Source organism: Amycolatopsis sp. NPDC003861, assembly GCF_053605405.1.
The window spans coordinates 11,441-28,846 of record NZ_JBSGJD010000112.1 but is presented as its reverse complement, the minus strand read 5'-3'; the positions used below and the strand labels follow the sequence as shown (position 1 = coordinate 28,846).

At 72.2% G+C, this 17,406-nt stretch carries 21 protein-coding genes; 11 read left to right on the top strand and 10 right to left on the bottom strand.

Features of this window, described 5'->3' with window-relative positions:
* The 3 genes from ACWEVN_RS26010 to ACWEVN_RS26000 all read right to left on the bottom strand — a co-directional run.
* The coding region (locus tag ACWEVN_RS26010) for a rhodanese-like domain-containing protein (RefSeq protein ID WP_452053034.1) at positions 1-341 on the bottom strand (341 nt) is incomplete at its 3' end.
* Positions 338-883, bottom strand: a complete 546-nt coding sequence (locus ACWEVN_RS26005; RefSeq protein WP_452053033.1) for a cysteine dioxygenase — start codon at positions 881-883, stop codon at positions 338-340. The genes ACWEVN_RS26010 and ACWEVN_RS26005, both read right to left, overlap by 4 nt.
* Before the next feature lie 81 nt (positions 884-964).
* Positions 965-1,156: a hypothetical protein gene (locus ACWEVN_RS26000; RefSeq protein ID WP_449681592.1), complete on the bottom strand. Its 192-nt coding sequence runs from the start codon at positions 1,154-1,156 to the stop codon at positions 965-967.
* A 45-nt stretch (positions 1,157-1,201) separates the two neighbouring features.
* On the opposite strand from ACWEVN_RS26000, the gene ACWEVN_RS25995 reads away from it, so the two are divergent.
* From ACWEVN_RS25995 to ACWEVN_RS25965, 7 genes are all read left to right on the top strand, one after another.
* Entirely contained in the window at positions 1,202-2,023 is an 822-nt protein-coding gene (locus ACWEVN_RS25995; RefSeq protein ID WP_449681591.1) for an ABC transporter ATP-binding protein, read from the top strand.
* Positions 2,024-2,077: 54 nt separating this feature from the next.
* Positions 2,078-2,857: an enoyl-CoA hydratase/isomerase family protein gene (locus tag ACWEVN_RS25990; protein ID WP_452053032.1), complete on the top strand. Its 780-nt coding sequence runs from the start codon at positions 2,078-2,080 to the stop codon at positions 2,855-2,857.
* Between the two features lie 4 nt (positions 2,858-2,861).
* Positions 2,862-3,827: a class I SAM-dependent methyltransferase gene (locus ACWEVN_RS25985; protein ID WP_449681589.1), complete on the top strand. Its 966-nt coding sequence runs from the start codon at positions 2,862-2,864 to the stop codon at positions 3,825-3,827.
* Between the two features lies 1 nt (position 3,828).
* Positions 3,829-4,995: a THUMP-like domain-containing protein gene (locus ACWEVN_RS25980; protein WP_452053031.1), complete on the top strand. Its 1,167-nt coding sequence runs from the start codon at positions 3,829-3,831 to the stop codon at positions 4,993-4,995.
* Positions 4,996-5,032: 37 nt separating this feature from the next.
* Positions 5,033-5,797 (top strand): HAD family acid phosphatase, encoded by a 765-nt coding sequence (locus ACWEVN_RS25975; protein ID WP_449681587.1) that lies wholly within the window; start codon positions 5,033-5,035, stop codon positions 5,795-5,797.
* 63 nt (positions 5,798-5,860) lie between these two features.
* Positions 5,861-6,238: a DUF427 domain-containing protein gene (locus ACWEVN_RS25970; RefSeq protein WP_449681586.1), complete on the top strand. Its 378-nt coding sequence runs from the start codon at positions 5,861-5,863 to the stop codon at positions 6,236-6,238.
* A complete protein-coding gene (locus tag ACWEVN_RS25965; protein ID WP_452053035.1) occupies positions 6,183-7,085 on the top strand; it encodes a LysR family transcriptional regulator in 903 nt (300 codons plus the stop codon). The genes ACWEVN_RS25970 and ACWEVN_RS25965 overlap by 56 nt, the downstream gene beginning before the upstream one ends.
* A gap of 1 nt (position 7,086) precedes the next feature.
* On the opposite strand, the gene ACWEVN_RS25960 is transcribed toward ACWEVN_RS25965, so the two are convergent.
* Entirely contained in the window at positions 7,087-8,052 is a 966-nt protein-coding gene (locus ACWEVN_RS25960) for a chitinase (protein WP_452053030.1), read from the bottom strand.
* 100 nt (positions 8,053-8,152) lie between these two features.
* Positions 8,153-8,827 carry a DUF2306 domain-containing protein gene (locus ACWEVN_RS25955; RefSeq protein WP_452053029.1) on the bottom strand — a complete coding sequence of 225 codons (675 nt, stop codon included), beginning with the start codon at positions 8,825-8,827 and terminating at the stop codon, positions 8,153-8,155.
* Between the two features lie 133 nt (positions 8,828-8,960).
* On the opposite strand from ACWEVN_RS25955, the gene ACWEVN_RS25950 reads away from it, so the two are divergent.
* A complete protein-coding gene (locus tag ACWEVN_RS25950; protein ID WP_449681583.1) occupies positions 8,961-9,848 on the top strand; it encodes a TetR/AcrR family transcriptional regulator C-terminal domain-containing protein in 888 nt (295 codons plus the stop codon).
* 10 nt (positions 9,849-9,858) lie between these two features.
* Positions 9,859-10,377: a GNAT family N-acetyltransferase gene (locus ACWEVN_RS25945; protein WP_452053028.1), complete on the top strand. Its 519-nt coding sequence runs from the start codon at positions 9,859-9,861 to the stop codon at positions 10,375-10,377.
* A 6-nt stretch (positions 10,378-10,383) separates the two neighbouring features.
* Here the strand turns inward: ACWEVN_RS25945 and ACWEVN_RS25940 are convergent, their stop codons facing one another.
* Genes ACWEVN_RS25940 through ACWEVN_RS25925 form a run of 4 tightly spaced genes read right to left on the bottom strand, consistent with a single transcriptional unit; the run spans position 10,384 to position 13,683 of the window.
* A complete protein-coding gene (locus ACWEVN_RS25940) occupies positions 10,384-11,820 on the bottom strand; it encodes an FAD-dependent monooxygenase (RefSeq protein WP_452053027.1) in 1,437 nt (478 codons plus the stop codon).
* Positions 11,821-11,831: 11 nt separating this feature from the next.
* Positions 11,832-12,404: a PadR family transcriptional regulator gene (locus tag ACWEVN_RS25935; protein WP_449681580.1), complete on the bottom strand. Its 573-nt coding sequence runs from the start codon at positions 12,402-12,404 to the stop codon at positions 11,832-11,834.
* A 41-nt stretch (positions 12,405-12,445) separates the two neighbouring features.
* Positions 12,446-12,874, bottom strand: coding sequence for a MarR family winged helix-turn-helix transcriptional regulator (locus ACWEVN_RS25930; protein ID WP_452053026.1), 429 nt, complete (start codon positions 12,872-12,874; stop codon positions 12,446-12,448).
* A 41-nt stretch (positions 12,875-12,915) separates the two neighbouring features.
* Complete coding sequence (locus ACWEVN_RS25925; protein ID WP_452053025.1) at positions 12,916-13,683, bottom strand: maleylpyruvate isomerase family mycothiol-dependent enzyme; 768 nt, start codon at positions 13,681-13,683, stop codon at positions 12,916-12,918.
* Positions 13,684-13,800: 117 nt separating this feature from the next.
* Between ACWEVN_RS25925 and ACWEVN_RS25920 the strand changes: the two genes are divergently transcribed.
* On the top strand, positions 13,801-14,961 hold the full coding sequence (locus tag ACWEVN_RS25920) for an MFS transporter (RefSeq protein WP_452053024.1): 1,161 nt from the start codon (positions 13,801-13,803) through the stop codon (positions 14,959-14,961).
* Positions 14,962-14,970: 9 nt separating this feature from the next.
* Entirely contained in the window at positions 14,971-15,624 is a 654-nt protein-coding gene (locus tag ACWEVN_RS25915; protein WP_452053023.1) for a hypothetical protein, read from the top strand.
* A gap of 168 nt (positions 15,625-15,792) precedes the next feature.
* Here ACWEVN_RS25915 and rox read toward each other — a convergent pair whose 3' ends face one another.
* The gene (gene rox, locus ACWEVN_RS25910) at positions 15,793-17,235 is read right to left on the bottom strand and encodes a rifampin monooxygenase (protein WP_452053022.1); all 1,443 of its coding nucleotides are present in this window, start codon (positions 17,233-17,235) and stop codon (positions 15,793-15,795) included.
* Between the last annotated feature and the right edge of the window lie 171 nt (positions 17,236-17,406).

The window sequence follows — 17,406 nt, the reverse complement described above, 5'->3', positions numbered from 1 at the left end:
GCCCGGAACCCGCCCTCGAGGTCGGTCGCCCCGGGCAGCCCCAGCCGCTGCAGGTCGGCCGCCGCCAGGCTCGACGAGTAGCCCTCGTTGCACACCACGATCACCGTCGACTCCGGGCCGACCGCCGGCAGCCGCCACTCGCTGTCCGGCGCCAGCCGCCACTCCAGGTGGATCCGCTCGACGATCACCGCGCCCGGGATCTCGCCCTCGGCCGCGCGGTTGGCCAGCGGCCGGATGTCGACCACCAGCGCCCCCGCCTCCTGCAGCTCGCGGGCCCGGGCGGGCGTCACCCGGTCCAAGCCGGACCGCGCGGAAGCCAGCAGCGAATCGACAGCGCTCATGACCGGACGATAGCGGGCAGCGGCGGGATTTCCGCCGGAACGTCGGCGAGCGAGTCGTACTCCCGCGTCGTGACCAGCGGCGGCGAGTACGCGTGGACGCTCGCCGCGGGCCGGTCGCCGAGGCCGGTGACCTGGTGGGCGCGGCCCGCGCCGAAGCCCAGCCCCTCGCCGGCCACGTGCGTCCGGCGCCGGATCGGGCCGCCGGGGTAGCGGTACTCCTCGCCGAGTTCACCCTGCAGGACGGTGAACGAGCCGGACGCGCCGCCGTGGTCGTGCGGCTTCGTGTGCTGGCCGGGCAGCCACGACAACAGCCACAGCTCGACGCCGTCGGTCAGCGCCAGCCGCGCCCACCAGCGGCGGTCCTCGTCGAAGCGCAGGATGCCGCGCAGGCCCGCGGTCAGCTCGGTGGTGACGGTGGCGGTCAGCTCGGCCAGCTCCCGCGGCGTCCACAGCAGCCGCGCCGGGTGCAGCAGCTCGGGCAGCAGCGGATCGGTCAGCTGCGGGTGGATCTCGACGGGCGGGCGAACCAGGGACGTGGTCAACGCGGGTGCTCCTCGCAACGTGAAGGGGATCGGACGCGGGGACAGCGCGGCACCGCACGCGTCGCACGAGGACGCGAGGGATCAGCGAAGCCGCGCCCGCGTACACCCGGCCGAAGCGACGAGGAGCAGGTCGATGGTGCGACGGCGCCAGAACGAGCCCCGGGTCACCGGGGTCACGGGCGCGTCGGCGGACATGCGGTGATGGTGCCACACCGCGGCCGTCCGGGCGGCCGTGTTCCAGCTCGTGGAACGGACGCCGACCTGCGTGTTCACCGTCTCACCCGGGCGGGTGCGCACGCGCGCGCGACGGCAGACAGAATGGGCCTCGTGAGCGAGCCGATCCAGCCCAGCGAACTTGACGACCTCGTGGTCCGGATGGCCGGTGTCGGCGTCCGCCGGGGGACCAACGACCTCCTCGCCGGCCTCGACTGGACCGTCGAACTGGACGAGCGCTGGGTGGTGCTCGGCCCGAACGGCGCGGGCAAGACCACCCTGCTGCGCCTGGCCGCGGCCGAGCTGCACCCGACCACCGGCGAGGTCGACCTGCTCGGCGAGCGGATCGGCCGGGTCAACATCTTCGACCTGCGCCCCCGCATCGGCTTCACCTCGGCCGCGATCGCCCAGCGCGTGCCGGGCGACGAACTGGTCAAGGACGTCGTGGTCAGCGCCGGTTACGCGGTGCTCGGCCGCTGGCGTGAGGAATACGACACCCTCGACACCGCGCGCGCGACCGAGCTCCTCGACGCGATGGGCATCGGGCACCTGGCCGAGCGCACCTTCGGGACGCTGTCGGAGGGCGAGCGCAAGCGGGCCCTGATCGCCCGGTCGCTGATGACCGACCCGGAGATGCTGCTGCTCGACGAGCCCGCCGCCGGTCTCGACCTGGGCGGCCGCGAGGACCTCGTCGCCCGGCTGTCCGACCTGGCGCTGGACGCCGAAGCCCCCGCCCTGGTGCTGGTCACCCACCACGTCGAGGAGATCCCGCCGGGCTTCACCCACGCGCTGCTGCTGCGCGACGGCCACGCGGTGGTGTCCGGCCTGGTCGACGACGTCATCACCAGCGAAAACCTGTCGAAGACGTTCGACCAGGACCTCGTGCTCGAACGCTCCGGGGATCGCTTCTTCGCCCGTCGCCGCTAGGGTGGCCTTACCGACCGGTAGCCTGCTGGCAGATCGTCAACGAGGAGGATGGGCGTGGGAGAGTTCGTAACCCTGGAGGTCAAGGACGGGGTCGGCACCATCCTGCTCGACCGGCCGCCGGTCAACGCCCTGAACGCCCAGGTCACCGCCGAATTCGCCGAGCTGGCGAAGGAGGCCACCGAGCGCGACGACATCCGCGCGGTGATCCTCTACGGCGGCGAGAAGACCTTCGCCGGCGGCGCGGACATCAAGGAGATGGCCGCCCGCAGCTACCCGGAGATCGCGAAGTTCGGCGCCACCCTCACCGGCACGGTCGCGGCCATCGCGAACATCCCGAAGCCGGTCGTCGCCGCCATCACCGGCTACGCCCTCGGCGGCGGCCTCGAACTGGCCCTGGCCGCGGACTGGCGCGTCGCCGGCGACAACGTCAAGGTCGGCCAGCCGGAGATCCAGCTCGGCGTCATCCCCGGCGCGGGCGGCACCCAGCGCCTGGCCCGCCTGATCGGGCCGAGCAAGACCAAGGACCTCGTCTACACCGGACGGTTCGTCAAGGCCGAAGAGGCGCTGCACCTGGGCATCCTCGACCAGGTCGTCGCCCCGGACGACGTCTACGCGGCCGCGCACAAGTGGGCGGCCCAGTTCGCCAACGGCCCGGCGATCGCGCTGCGGGCGGCCAAGGCGGCCATCGACGGCGGCCTCGACATGGACCTGCCGAACGCGCTCAAGCTCGAATCGCACCTGTTCGCCGCCCTCTGGGCGACCCAAGACCAGCAGAACGGCATGAAGTCGTTCATCGAAAACGGGCCCGGCAAGGCCACTTTCGAAGGGAAATGACGCCTTGACCGACGTGAACGACCCGGCGCCGAACCCGCACGCCACCGCCGAAGAGGTCCAGGCGGCCTACGCCGACCCGAAGCTGGCGAACGTGCTCTACCACGACTGGGAAGCCGGCACCTACGACGAGAAGTGGTCGATCTCGTACGACGAGCGCTGCATCTCCTACGCCACCGACGTGTTCAACGCCGTCGCGGGTGAGGACGGCCAGCCCTACCAGCACGCGATGGAGCTGGGCAGCGGCACCGGCTTCTTCCTGCTGAACCTGATGCAGGGCGGCGTCGCCAAGAAGGGCTCGGTCACCGACCTCTCGCCCGGCATGGTCCAGGTCGCGCTGCGCAACGCCGAGAAGCTCGGCCTCGACGTCGACGGCCGGGTCGCCGACGCCGAGCGCATCCCCTACGACGACAACACGTTCGACCTGGTGGTCGGGCACGCGGTGCTGCACCACATCCCGGACGTCCAGGCGGCGTTCCGCGAGGTGCTGCGCGTGCTCAAGCCGGGCGGCCGGTTCGTCTTCGCGGGCGAGCCGACCAAGATCGGCGACTTCTACGCCCGCAAGCTCGGCCAGTTCACCTGGTTCCTGACGACGCGGGTGACGAAGCTGCCCGCGCTGCGCGGCTGGCGCCGTCCGCAGTCCGAACTGGACGAGTCGTCGCGCGCCGCCGCGCTGGAGGCCGTGGTCGACATCCACACCTTCGACCCGTCGGAGCTGGAGTCGTGGGCCCGCGGCGCCGGCGCCCAGGACGTCCACGCGGTCACCGAGGAGTTCGCCGCCGCCCTCGCGGGCTGGCCGATCCGGACGTTCGAGGCCGCGGTGCCGTCGGAGAAGCTCACCGTGCGCTGGCGGTTGTTCGCCTACCACCTGTGGCTGCGGCTGTCCGCCGTGGACAAGAAGGTGCTGTCGAAGATCCTGCCGCGCGAGCTGTTCTACAACGTGATGATCACCGGGACCAAGCGGCCGTCCTGAATTGGGTTATTCGTTCAGCCTCGGCGACGTCGCCTACCTGCGCTCCGGCGCGGGGGCAGCGGCGCTCGCCGAGGTTTCGGCGCTGCCGCTGACCGACCCGATCGCGTCGGTGGCGGCCGTCCGTCGTCTCGTCGGCGAGGAGCGCGCGGCCGCTGCCCTGGAAACCGTGCTGTTGCGGCGGAAAGCCGTCGGCAAACTGTCCGGTGTGGACTGGCTGTTCACCTCCGACGCGCTCCAGCAGGCGAGCGCGTCGGTCGTGGCGCGCCACCGGGCCGCGCGCTTCGCCGGGCTCGACGTCCACGACGTCACGTGTTCGGTGGGCGCAGACCTCGTCGAGATCGCGCGAGTGGCGCGGCGCACGCTCGGGTCCGATGTGGACCCGGTACGGCTGGAAATGGCCCGCCACAACGGAACCGCCGCGGGGGTCGCGTTCGGCCTCGTCCGCGCCGACGCCCTGCACCCGGTGAGCCGCTCGGGCGTCGTCGTCGCCGATCCGGCGCGGCGGGACTCCGCCGGGCGCCGGGCGTGGAAACCCGCCGACTTCGCGCCGCCGCTGGACGGCCTGGTCGAGGCCTACCCGGGGCGCGCGCTGTCCGTGAAATGCGCCCCTGGCCTCGACTTCGCGCTCACGCCGTGGGCGGAGGAGGTCGAACTGGTGTCCCTGGACGGCCAAGTCCGCGAGTCCTGCCTCTGGCGCGGCCTGGGCACGGGCGTCACCCGCCGGGCGACCGTGCTGCGCTCGGACGGGACACAATGGACGGTCACCGACGCCGAACCGGACGCACTGCCCGCGCGCGAGCCGGGGGAGTGGATCGTCGACCCCGACGGCGCCGTCGTCCGCGCCGGGCTGGTCCGCCACTACGCGGCGCGGCACGGGCTGTGGCAGCTGGACGAACGCATCGCTTACCTGACCGGTGACACGCCGCCGCCGGGCGTGCGGGCCTTCCGCGTCCTGGAGCAGGGGCCGTACAGCGAGAAGACGCTGAAGGCGGTGCTCAAGCGGCACGACGTCGGGCGGCTGGAAATCCTGGTCCGCGGACTCGACGTCGATCCGGACGCGTTGCGGCGCCGACTGAAGCCGCGCGGGGAAGCGGAAGCTTCGGTGGTTTTGACGCGGATCGGCCGCGCGCCGGTGGCTTTTGTTTGCCGGGCCGAGCGCGTGACGTAGGTTCCCCCGGTCGTCAAGTTCCACTGGAGGGTTCCCCGTGTCCGGAAAATGGTCAAACCTCGTCAAGCTCGCCGCCGCCGCGGCCATCGGCGCCACCGTCGCCTCGGGCGCCACCGCGCTGGCCGGCTCGGACGAATCGACCGCCGCGCGCTCGAAGGAGCCCGCCAACATCGGCCAGGTCAAGCTGGACGTCAAGGCCTACTACGGCGACTACGTCGACGCCGCGGGCAAGCACCACTACTCCGACACCAGCCGGTTCGTGAAGGACACCGGCCGGGTCGTCTCGGACGCGAAGCGCTTCCTGCAGCAGCAGCTGGGCCGGGTGAAGAACCCGGCGATCGTGCTCGACGTCGACGACACCTCCGAGGTCACCTACGGCTGGGAGGCCGACAACGACTTCGGCTTCGACCCGGTCAAGCAGCAGCAGGCCATCGACAACGGCACGTTCGTCGCGAACAAGCCGGTGCTGGAGCTGGCCAACTGGGCGGCGCAGCGCGGCGTCGAGGTCTACTTCCTGACCGGCCGCAACGAGCTCCAGGGCCCGCAGTCGCTGAAGAACCTGGCCAACGAGGGTTTCCCGGCCCCGGCGGGCGCGTTCTTCAAGCCGAAGACGACCGCGCCGGACTACCTGCCGTGCGGGCTGACCTGCACCACCGTCCAGTACAAGTCGGGCACGCGGGCGCACATCGAGGCGACCGGCGCGAAGATCGTCCTCAACCTCGGCGACCAGTTCAGCGATCTCGAAGGCGGCCACGCGCTGCGCCCGGTCAAGCTGCCGAACCCGATGTACTACCTGCCCTGATCGCGGAATAACCGCCGGGCCCGGCGTGCTGCTCCCGGTACACGGAACACTCAGGGAGCTGACATGGCGAAGAAGGTTCTGCAGCCGGGCCCGGACCACCCGATCACCGTCGAGCCGACCAAGGCCCGCGTGGTGGTCAAGGCCGGCGGGCGCGTCGTCGCGGACAGCCGCAACGCGTTCACCCTGCAGGAATCCACCTACCCGGCGGTCCAGTACATCCCGCTGGCGGACGTCGACGCGGGCGTGCTGGAGCGGACCGACCACGAGACGTACTGCCCGTACAAGGGCGAGGCGAGCTACTACTCGCTCAACGCCGGTGACGTGCAGGCGGAGAACGCGGTCTGGACGTACGAGAAGCCCTACGACGCGGTCGCGCCGATCAAGGATCACGTCGCGTTCTACCCGAACGTCGTGGATTCGATCGAGCTGGTCGAGGACTGAGCTGGACCTCGACCTGCTGCGCACGTTCCTGGCCGTCCACCGGGCCGGTTCGCTGACCGGCGCGGCACCGTCACTGGGTCTGTCCCAGCCGACGGTGACCGCGCAGGTCAGAGCCCTGGAGGAGCAGCTGGGCCGGCAACTGTTCGTCCGCCGCGCCCGCGGTGTCACGCCGACGTCGGCGGCCGACGAACTGGCCGCCCGGATCGCCCCGCACGTCGACGCCCTGGCTTCGGTGACCGTCGGGGAGGCCGACCCCTTCGCCACACCGGTGCACCTGGCCGGGCCCGCCGAGCTGACGACCGAGCGGGTCCTGCCCGCGCTGGCGGACCTGGTCGCCCGCGGCCTCCGGCTGCGGGTCACCTTCGGCCTGGCCGACGACCTCCTGGCCGGGCTCGCACAGCGGCGTTTCGACCTGGTGGTCTCGACGATCCGCCCGCGCGGCCGCGCCTTCACGGCGACGCCGCTGACCGACGAAGAGTTCGTCCTGGTCGGCGCTCGCGGCTTCACGGGCGACCCCCGAACGGCGCCGCTGGTGGCTTACGCCGAGGACCTGCCCATCATCCGCCGCTACTGGCGTTCGGTGCTGGGCGCGCGTCCGGCGGCGGCCCCGGCGGTCGTCGTCCCTGACCTGCGCGGCGTCCTGGCCTGCGTGATGGCGGGCTTCGGCGTCAGCGTGCTGCCGCGGTACCTCTGCACGGCCGAGCTGGCGTCGGGGGACCTGGTCGCGCTGCTGGAGCCGGAGGAGCCGCCGATCAACACGCTCTTCGCGGTCATCCGGACCGAGCCCTGCCGGGCGGGGCCCGCGGCGGTGCGGGACGCACTGCTCGCGGACGCCGCCCGGTGGTGACTCAGCCGGTGTAGCCGGCGAAGATCTTCGCGAACTCGTACTTCGACTGCGGCACGTTGGTGCACTTGTACAGCGCGCCGGTGCACGCGTTGGCGTCCCGGCCCTGCTCCCAGAACGACAGCATGCCCAGGTGGACCGTCTTCGCGAAGGCCACCAGCGCCTTCGCGTCCTTCTGGTAGAAGATCTCGTTCTGCGAGTCGTTGACGCCGATCATCGGGGTGACGCCGACCTTCTTCCACGCTGCCGCGTCACTCAGCCCGTACAGCGACTTGAGCTGGGCCTGGGTCGCCTTGGCCGCCGAGATGGCCTTTGCGCCCTGGTCGCCGGCGCCCTGGTAGTAGTCCATCGCCATGATGTTGACCAGGTCCAGGTTCACCCCGGCGTTCTTGGCGGCCTTGACGACGTTGAGGCCGTCCGCGGTGAGGCCGTTGGGCAGCACCGGCAGGGTCAGCGAAATCTTCAGCCCGGGGTTGTTGTCCTGGAGGGTCTTCAGGGCCTGGGAGCGGCGGGCGATCGACGTCGGATCCGCGACGGCCGCGCCTTCGATGTCGAAGTCGGCGTACTTGAGGCCGTAGGCCTTGACGACGGCGTCATACTCGGCCGCGACCTGCGCGGCCGTGCTGCAGGCCTGGGCCAGTTCGATGCCGGACGCCCCGCCGAAGGAGATCTTGACGTCGCCGCCCGCGGTGCGGATCTTGGCGATCTCCTCCTTCTGCCACGCCGTGCGCGGGTCGTAGGCGCCGAACCAGCTGGCCTTGCAGCCGTAGGAGTTGACGAACGCGAGCGTGAAACCCTTGACGCCGCTCGCGGCCGACATCGCCGACAGGCTGGGCGTCGGCCACGCACCCATGTCGACGTAGGGGCCGACCGGGATCGGCGAGCCGGCCGCGGCGCCGGCCGGGGTGGCGACCGCGGAGCTCAGCAGGGCGGCGCCGGCCAAGGCGGCCAGCAGGGACTTCAGGCGCATGGGAAACCTCCACGGCTGGAAGCGCGGCGGCGGAAAGTTGTCCTCATTGGTATAGACCATTTACTGTGGTGTGGACCATAGGCTGATCGGGCTACCCCGGTCACGCTGCGCGACGCCGTCCCCGGCCGAGCCACCATTCGGCGGCCAGCAGCGGGAGCACCCAGCCGGTCCACGTGGTGATTCCGGCGATCGCCTGGCCCAGGGCGACTTCGCTGCCGCCGAAGGTCGTGTCCAGCTGCGGCGTCAGCACGATGGCCCAGACCACGCCCCAGATCCGGTTGCTGATGATCGACATGCAGAGCGCGAAGCTGCGGATCATCCAGCGGCGGTGTTCGCCGAACCGGCGTGCCCGCGCCATCCGGTAGCCCTGCACGGTGCAGCCGAACCAGAGCACCGCGAGCAGCACGTTCGACACGGCCCCGACCGGCCCGAACGGCGCCGCGAGCGCGATCACGAACCCGGCGATCGACGCCGGGATCGCACCGGCGAAGACGTAGCCGCGTCCGGTGCGGCGGTGCACCGCCGGGTGTTTCTGCCGCAGCCACGGCCAGATCTGCAGCGCGCAGGTCACCATGGCGACGGTCGCGAAGCCGATGTGCGTAACCAGCACCGGGTAGTACCAGCCGGTGGGGGCCGGGATCCGCGACCGCGCGGGGTCGAGCCCGAGGTAGGGCGGCAGCGAAAAGACCAGGAACGCGGTGACCAGCAGGCCCAGCGGGAACACCCACGGGCGGCGCACCCACGGCTTCGGGCGGCGGACTTCGGTCGTCGTCATGCTTCCCCCTTTATACGGTGTATTCGCACCGTATTGAGACGCCTTCGAGCTCGGCAATCTTCGCCGCCGACATTGGGGGAGTACCCTGAAAGTGTTCTAGGTTCTGCCGGCAACTGTTCTAGTACGGAGTTCCGTGACCGAGGCGCCTTACCTCCGGATCGCGGCGGAGCTGCGCCGCCGGATCACCGCGGGCGAGCTGCGGCCGGGCGAGCGCGTCCCGTCGACCCGGGCCCTGGTCCGCGAGTGGGGAGTCGCGATGGCGACGGCGGCGAAGGCGTTGTCCGCGCTGGGCGAGCAGGGCTGGGTGCGCGCGGTCCCGGGCAGCGGCACGGTCGTCGCGGACCGGACGCCGGTCAAGCCGCCGCTGGGCCGGGACGCGCTGGTGCGCGCGGCCATCGACCTGGCCGACGCCGAAGGCCTGGCGGCGCTGTCGATGCGGCGGCTGGCGGCCGGGCTGGGTGTCGGCCCGATGGCGCTGTACCGGCACGTGCCGGACAAGGAGGAGCTGCTCCGGCTGATGGCCGACGTCGCGCTCGGGGAGGCGGAGCTGCCGGAGCCGGGCCCGGTGCCGTGGCGGCCGCGTCTCGAACTCGCCGCCCGCGCGCAGTGGCGCGCGTACCGCCGTCACCCGTGGCTGGCGCCGATCCTGCTCAATTCCCTGGTGCGCCCGCCGGTCCTGGCGGCGGGCCTGCGCCTGGTCGACTGGTCGCTGCGAGCGCTGGCCGGAACCGGCTTGAAGCGGCGGGTGAAGCTGCAGGTGATCATGACGCTCAACGGCTGGGTCGGCGGGCTGGCGGTGAGCAACGCGTTCGAAATCCAGGCGGAGCAGGACACGGGCATCACGGGCGACCAGCGCCTGGAGGCGGACATGGCGCTGCTGACGCGGTTCCTCGATTCGGGCCGGTTCCCGACGCTGACCGAGGTGATGACCGGCGTCGAGGACGTCGGCCTGGACGAGGCGTTCGAGTTCGGCTTGCGGCGCCAGCTCGACGGGATCGCCGTCCTGCTGGGCGAACACTAGACTGACGGCGGTGCTGATCACCACGGAGAGGCTCACGCTGCACGCGTGGTCCGAAGAGTTCTTCGACGACTTGTTCGCGCTGGCCCAGCTGCCCGAGACGGTCCGCTACGTGGGGACGGGCGAGCCGTGGAGCCACGAGTACACGCTGGCCAAGCACCGCGCGACGTTGGCGCACTGGGCCTCGCACGGCTTCGGCTGGTTCGCGGTCTCGGCGGCACCGGGATCGTTCGACGGAGTGGTGTCGTTGGTGCGCCGCACGGCCACGGAGTCGGGCCTCGGCCTGCCGGCGGTGGAGATGGGCTGGTGGATAGCGCCGTCGGGCTGGGGCCGCGGGTATGCGACGGAAGCGACTGCGGCGGTGCGGGACAGGGCGTTCGAGGCGGGCTGGGCGGATCGGCTGCTGGCGGTGTACGAGCCGGTGAACAGGCCCTCGGCCCGGGTGGTCGAAAAGCTGGGGTTTTCGGTGCACAGCAAGTTCGTGCTCGACGGGCGGGTGGAGCAGCGGGCGGTTCTGGACCGCCCGCGCTGAGCCCTGTCAGACGGTCGCCGGCACTGGCCCCACCCACCGATGCACCGCTTCCGCCAGCCCGGCGTCGCCCTCGCCGGGGGTGCCCACCCAGGCGACGTGCCCGTCGGGCCGCAGCAGCACCGCGTCGATGTCCGAAGTGGACGGACTGGCCGCGGCGACCACCTCCACCGCGGCCGACCAGGCCGCGAACGACCCCGTCAGGTCCAGCAGGACCGGCCGCCCGGCGTGCAGGAACGCCGCCAACCGCGTGTCCACCCCCGAAACCCGCAGCGGCACGTCCGGCGCCAGCCGCCCTAGCCACGGGTGCCCACCCGGCTCGTAGCACGCGTCCAGCCCCGTGATGATCTCCGCCAGCGCGCGGTTCCCCGCCGGGTGCGCCGCCACGCGCCGCAGCAAGTCCGCCCACGGCTCCTCGCCGGCTTCCTCCACGGCCACCTGGGCCCGCGTGTTCGCCAGGATCCGCTCGCCCGCCGCGTGCCGCTCGGCGTGGTAGGTGTCCAGCAGGCCCTCCGGTGCGGTCCCGTGCACCGTCGCCGCCAGCTTCCAGCCGAGGTTGAACGCGTCGTCGAGCGCGACGTTCACGCCGATCGCCCCGGCCGGCGGGTGGATGTGGGCCGCGTCGCCCGCCAGGAGCACCCGGCCTTCGCGGTACTTCGACGCCAGGCGGGCCGCGTCGCCGAACCGGCTCAGCCAGCGGGGCGCGCTCAGCTCGACGTGGCGGCCGAGGACCGCGTCCACCTGCGCCTGCAACCGCTCCAGCGTCACCGGCGTGTCCTTGTCCGACGGCGGGTCGTCCTCCCGGACCACGATCCGCACGTACCCCGGCCGCGGGATCACGAACACGCTCCGCCCGTCCGGGCCCGTCGAAGGACCGTACGGCAGGTCGCATTCGACGTCGCCGAGCAGCGCGTACCAGCGGGCGTCCACGCCGGGGAAATCGATGCCCGCCTGCTTGCGCACCGTGCTGCGGCCGCCGTCGCAGCCGACGAGGAAGCGTGCGTGGATCGCCCGGCCGAAGCGTCCATTGTGGACCACGGTGGCGACGCCGTCCGCGGACTGGCTGAACGAGCGCACGTCGTGGCCGCGCAGGATTTCGGCGCCCAGTTCGCGGGCCCGGGCCTCCAGGACCTCTTCGACGCGCGTCTGCGGGATGCCCAGCGAGAACGGGTGGTCGGTCGCGGTGCCGTCGAGCAGCAGCGGCCCGGGCAGGCCGGTGACCGGCGCGTGCGGCACCCGGTGCCCCTCGGCCACCAGGCTTTCGGCGAGGCCACGGCGGTGCAGCAGGTCCAGCGCCCGCGCGTTCAGGTTGAAGCCGCGGCAGTACGGCGGCCGCTCCGGCCGGCGTTCGACGATCGTGGTGCGGACGCCGGCCAGCGCCAGTTCCGCGGCGAGCAGCAGGCCGGCCGGACCGGCACCGGCGATGAGGACATCGGGATCGGACACGGTTTTTCCCCTCAGGAGTGTTCGGGCCACGGCAGCGAGCCGGACCGGATTTCGGCCGCCGTGCGGCGGGCCCAGTCGAGCTCGGCCTGCCAGGCGTGCCGGACGAACTCGACCTCGATCATGAACAGCCGCGGCGCGCCCTTGCCGACCGTTTCGGCCAGCGCCGTCTCCGCGCCTTCGATGCGTTCGGCGAGGTGGCGGGCGCGTTCCTCCAGCGCGTCGGCGGCGCGCTCCGGGCCCAACGCGCCGAGGTAGCTCACCGCCGCGACGAACTTCGGGTACTCCGCGACCGGCTCGCGGACCAGTTCGTCGAGCCAGGCGACGAACTCCTGGCGCCCGAGTTCGGTGTGCGCGTAGACGGTCCGCTCCGGCCGGTTGCCCTCCCGGACCGTCTCGACGGGCTCGATCCAGCGATGCTTCGCCAGCGACTCCACGGTGTCGTAGAGCGAACCCGGGTTGATCTTGAACGTCGAGCCCTTGTAGCGCTCGCGCAGCGTGGACGCCATTTCGTACGGGTGCATCGGGCGTTCCAGCAGCAGGCCGAGCAGGGCCAGCGCGAGGGTGTTGCGGATCTTGCGTGGCACTAGTCGCTCCCTATTAGTCGGAACCGACTATACGGCCGTCGTCAAGTCAGGTTGCCGACGCAGGTACGCAGGAGGTCGGCCAGGTAGCGCCGCTGGTCGGCCGACAGGTCGCCGAGCATCTGCAGTTCGACCTGCGTGATGAGGTCTTCGGCGGCGGCCAGCTGGGTGCGTCCCGCCGGGGTCAGCGTCACCGGGCGGGCCCGGCCGCTGCTCGCCTGCTCGGCGACGGTGACCAGACCGGCCGACCGCAGGCCACCCAGGACGTCCCGCAGCGACTGCCGCGTGACGAAGGTGATCCGGGCGAGCTCCGCCGACGACGCGCCGGGGTGGTCGTCGAGCGCGCGCAGCACGGCGTACTGCGACATCGACAGGCCCAGCGGGCGCAGCCGGTCGGTGCAGGCCTGGTGCAGGGCCTGCTGGGCGCGTTTGAGCAGGTAGCCGGGCCGGTCGCCGGTCGAGGGTTCGCTCATGACAGGAACCTTACGCGTCGGTAAGGACCCTGACACGGTGGCTAGAAGCGCGTGTGGTCCAGCCAGTGGCGCAACAGCGCCGCGTCACCCGACACGGTGAGCCGCGGGTCGTCCGCGGCGATGCGCCGGGTCAGCGCGAGCAGCAGGTCGGCCGCGCGGCCCTCGACGACGACGTCAGCCTCGGTTCCCTCGGCCACCTCCACCCCCGACGACGTCCGCCGGACGAGCCAGCCGAGCCCGGGCTCGGTGGAGCGGAACAGCAGCGTCTCGCCGGTGCCCCGCAGCGACGCCCGGTCCAGCGCCGGGTGCGGCTGACGCGCGAAGACGGCCACGAGTCCCAGGCCCTCGGCGATGCCGTCCGCGGCGAGATCGGCATCGACGTCGTACGGCCTGCCTGTCGCGAAGGCGGCGTCCGCGCGGTGGACGACCGTCTCGTGGGTCAGCCGCCGCGTCCAGAACCCGGCGCGCCGATCGGGGGTCCACGTCGACGTCGGGGTTTCGGCGCCGACCTCGGCCACGGCGGCGACGAGCCGTTCCGCGCCGTCGTGCAGCCAGCCGCCGAGGGCCTCGAACGCGGGCGGGTCGTCGATCGTGACGGCCTCGAACGGCACGTAACCCGTCGGCCGGCTCGCGATGATGGCGGCGGACTTGTGGTAGGCGACCCCGACGTGACAGGCCAGGTCCCGCAGTGTCCACTCCGGACACGTCGGGACCCGCGTGTCCGCTGCGGCGCCCGCGATCGCCGTCCCGAACCGGTCCGCTTCGGCGACGAGGGCATCGGCCAGCCGGTCGTGGCTCAAGGAATGCACCTCGCCACGGTAGACCGGGCGACGGCGGCCGTGGGGTCGTGATCGGCTGCCCCGAAGGCGGCCTCCCCGGACCTGGACGGCCGTCTCGGCGCGGGCCAAGATCCGTAGGGTGGCGGGGTGACTGGGGAATTGAAACGCGCTCGGCTCGGGGTTTCCGTCGTGTTCGCGGTGTGCGGCGCCGCGTTCGCGACCTGGCTGGCCCGGGTGCCCGCGGTGCAGGGACGGCTCGGGCTGAGCACCGGCGAGCTGGCGACCGGGCTGTTCGGCCTCGCCGCCGGATCGGTCCTCGCGCTGCTGGCCGCGGGCGCACTGCTCACCCGGATCGGCAGCCGGGCGGCCGTCGTGCTCGGGGCGGTGGTGCTGTGCGCGGGGCTGCCGTTGGTCGCGCTCGCGTGGTCGGCCCCGGTGTTCTTCGCCGCGCTCGTCGTGCTGGGCGTGGGCAACAGCCTGCTCGACGTCGCGATGAACGCCCACGCGGCCCGCGTCGAGGAGGGCTACGGCCGCCCGATCTTCGCGGGCTTCCACGCCTTCTGGAACATCGGCGGCCTGGCGGGTTCGGGCGTCGACGCGCTGATGGAGGCCCTGCACGTCCCGGTGACGGTGCACTTCCCGGTGGCGGGCGCGGTGCTGCTCGCGCTCGCGCTGTGGGCGGCCCGCACCCGGTTCCTCGCCGGCGCCGACCGCGGCCAGGGCGACGCGGCCTTCGCGTGGCCGAGCCGGGCGCTGGTGCCGCTGGGCGTGATCGCGTTCTGCGGCTTCGTCGCCGAAGGAGCGGTCAACAGCTGGAGCGCGGTGTACCTCGCCGACGTCACCGGCGCGACGCCCGCACTCGCCTCGCTGGGTTATTTCGCCTTCTCGGGAACGATGATCGCGGTCCGTCTGGTCGCCGACCGCGTGGTGGCACGCACGGGCCCGGTCCGTTTCGTCCGCGTGGCGGCCGCGATCGCGGTGCTGGGCTTCGCCGTGGTCCTCGCGGCGCCGTGGCCGATCGCGGTGGTGTTCGGCTTCGCGGTCGTCGGGCTCGGCGTGGCCGGGATCGTGCCGATCGCGTGGAGCGTGGCGAGCCGCAAGCAGGCGGACGCCCCGGGCCGGGCGGTCGCTGCGGTCGCGGCCTGCGGGTACGTGGGCTTCCTGGTGGAGCCGGCGCTGGTGGGCGCACTCGCGACGAGTGTCGGCTTGCACTGGGCCCTGTCGTCGGCGGTCGCGGTCACCTTGGGGATCGTCTTCCTGGCGCCCTCGCTGCGGGAACCGGCGTTCACGCGGGCCGGTCCGGCCTAAGCTCACGAGGTGGAGAAGGCCATCCCGATCGACCGGGTGCTGGGCCACACGCCCGCCACGGACGGTCGGATCACCATCGAGCAACTGGCGTTCGGCTTGCTGACCGCGGGCGCGAGCGTCGCCCTGCGGGTGCTGACGGAGCTGGGCGAGGACCCGGCCACGCTGGCGGACCGGTTCCGGCCCCCACCCGACCCGGAACCCTTCACCCCCGAGTCCTTCATGCGGGCGATGGAGGAGCGAAACCGCGCAGAGCTGACCCCGGAGGCCCGGGCCCTGGTCGATCGCGTCCGCGACGAGAAGGACTGCACCCCATCGCTCCTGCTGGCGCTCGCCGAGGCAGGCGTGGTGCCGGTCTCGCCGGACGACGTCCGGAACCAGTTCGAGAAGTGGGGCGTGGAACCCGAGCCCCTGTTCCCGCCGGACATCCGGAAGCTGAACACGCTGATCGCGTACGCGCGGGAGTGGAAGCGGAAAGCCGTCGACGCGGACCTCTACGAGCGAGCCTCCGAGCTCCGGACCCGCGAGCGCGCGGCGATGGGCCGTCGCGCGGAACTCCTGACGGAATGGGCCGGCGAAGCCGAGCTGGTGGCCATGGTGGAAGAAATCGAGAGCCTCCGCGCCACGGTCCGCCGTCTGCGCGGCGAGGCTCAGCAGGCGCCCTGAACACCGCCGCGGCACGCCTCGGGAACCGCTCGCCGATCAAGGTTCTGCCGGGACACGCGGGCGGCGACGAGCAAGAAGAAGCACTCGCCACCGCCCGCACGCACGGGATGAGCCCGGTGCAGGTCCGCCTCGCGTGAGCCAGCCCGCCTCGACGCCCTGCACCCGGCCTCACCGCAGCGGTGAGCCGAACCAGCGGGCGAGGTGGTCGTCCAGGTCCCGTTGGTCGTCGCCGATCCAGGCGACGTGACCGTCGGGACGCAGCAGGACGCCCGGAACGTCGAGGGCCGCGGTGGGGTCCGCGAGGTGGTCGACCCGGTCCGCCCAGCCGCCGGCGGTGAGACGTTCGGTGCGGTCCAGCAGCAGCCCGCGGCCGCCGCGCAGCCGGTCGTAGAGGCGGCCCTGCTTGACGTCGATGTCGCGCAGCCGCCGGCCGAGCAAGTCGGGGCCCTCGCCGAAGTCGTAGCGGATGTCGATCGCGGCGATCTTCTCGATCAGGTGACGGTTGACCACGTCGAGGTCCATCAATTCGGCGAGCAGCCGGCGCACGGCCTGCGGCCCCGGTCCGGGGGAGGTCAGTTCCATCTGAGCCCGCGTGTTGTCGAGGACGGCCTCGGCGACCGGCTGCCGTTCGGCCTGGTAGGTGTCCAGCAGCGGCTCCGGCGCCCAGCCGCGGACCTGCGCGGCCAGTTTCCAGCCGAGGTTGAAGGCGTCCTGGATGCCGAGGTTCAGGCCCTGCCCGCCGGTGGGCGGGTGGATGTGCGCGGCGTCGCCGGCCAGCAGCACCCGCCCGGCCAAGTACCGCTCGGCGAGCCGGGTGGCGTCGCCAAATCGCGACAACCAGCGCGGGGAGTGCACCCCGAAGTCGGTGCCGGCGACGGCCCGCAGCTGTTGTCGAAAATCGTCCAGGGTGGGTTCCGTCGCCCGATCGGCCACGCCCGCGGCGGGGACGACGACGCTGTAGACGCCTTCGCCGAAGGGCCGGAGCCAGAACCGCTTGTGGATCTCCCCGACCTCGGCCACCTTGGCGGCGATCTCCGCCGGCGGCGCGCTCACCGCCATTTCGCCCATCAGCGTCTCGGTCCGCGACGGCTCGCCGGGGAAGCCGATGCCGCTCAGCTTGCGCACCGTGCTGCGCCCGCCGTCACAGCCGACGAGGTAGCGCGCCCGGACGCGTTCGCCGTCGACGAGCTCGACGGTCACGCCGTCGTCGTCTTGCCGGAAATCGACCACGGCCGCGCCGTGCCGGACCTCGGCGCCGAGGCCGATCGCGTGTTCTTCGAGAATCCGAACGATCACCGGCTGCGGGATGCCCAGCAGGTAGGCGTGCGCGGAATCGAGGTCCCGCGGCGCGGGCTTCGGGATGGCGGCGAAGAACCCGCCGGCCGGCCGCTGCCGCCCGTGTTCGAGGAGGCGGTCCAGCAGGCCGCGCATGGCCATCAGTTCGAGACTGCGGACGTGCAGCCCGACGATACGGACGAACGACGCGGGTTCGGTGTCCTGTTCCAGGACGAGGACGCGTACGTCGTGCAGCCGCAGCTCGGCGGCCAGCGTCGCGCCGGTCGGCCCGCAGCCGGCGATGATCACGTCGAACGAAGGGGGCGAAGAGTCCATGGTGGTGCCTTTCGGGAGTGCCTCTGTCCGGCGCTCCCGGCGACACCTACGTCAATCGCCCGGCCGTGACTGGAGGGGGAGCACCCACATCGATCCAGCGTTCATGGGTCTCACCTCCTCGGGCGGTGTCACGGTCCCCGGCAAGCTACAAGCCCGGCCGTGACCCCGTCC

What these genes read in the sequence shown, in the direction of transcription:
- ACWEVN_RS25995 (WP_449681591.1), top strand. Translation starts at nt 1,202, where the DNA reads ATGGGCCTCGTGAGCGAGCCGATCCAGCCCAGCGAACTTGACGACCTC.
- ACWEVN_RS25970 (WP_449681586.1), top strand. Translation starts at nt 5,861, where the DNA reads ATGGCGAAGAAGGTTCTGCAGCCGGGCCCGGACCACCCGATCACCGTC.
- ACWEVN_RS25960 (WP_452053030.1), bottom strand. Translation starts at nt 8,052, where the DNA reads ATGCGCCTGAAGTCCCTGCTGGCCGCCTTGGCCGGCGCCGCCCTGCTG.
- ACWEVN_RS25955 (WP_452053029.1), bottom strand. Translation starts at nt 8,827, where the DNA reads ATGACGACGACCGAAGTCCGCCGCCCGAAGCCGTGGGTGCGCCGCCCG.
- ACWEVN_RS25930 (WP_452053026.1), bottom strand. Translation starts at nt 12,874, where the DNA reads ATGAGCGAACCCTCGACCGGCGACCGGCCCGGCTACCTGCTCAAACGC.
- rox (WP_452053022.1), bottom strand. Translation starts at nt 17,235, where the DNA reads ATGGACTCTTCGCCCCCTTCGTTCGACGTGATCATCGCCGGCTGCGGG.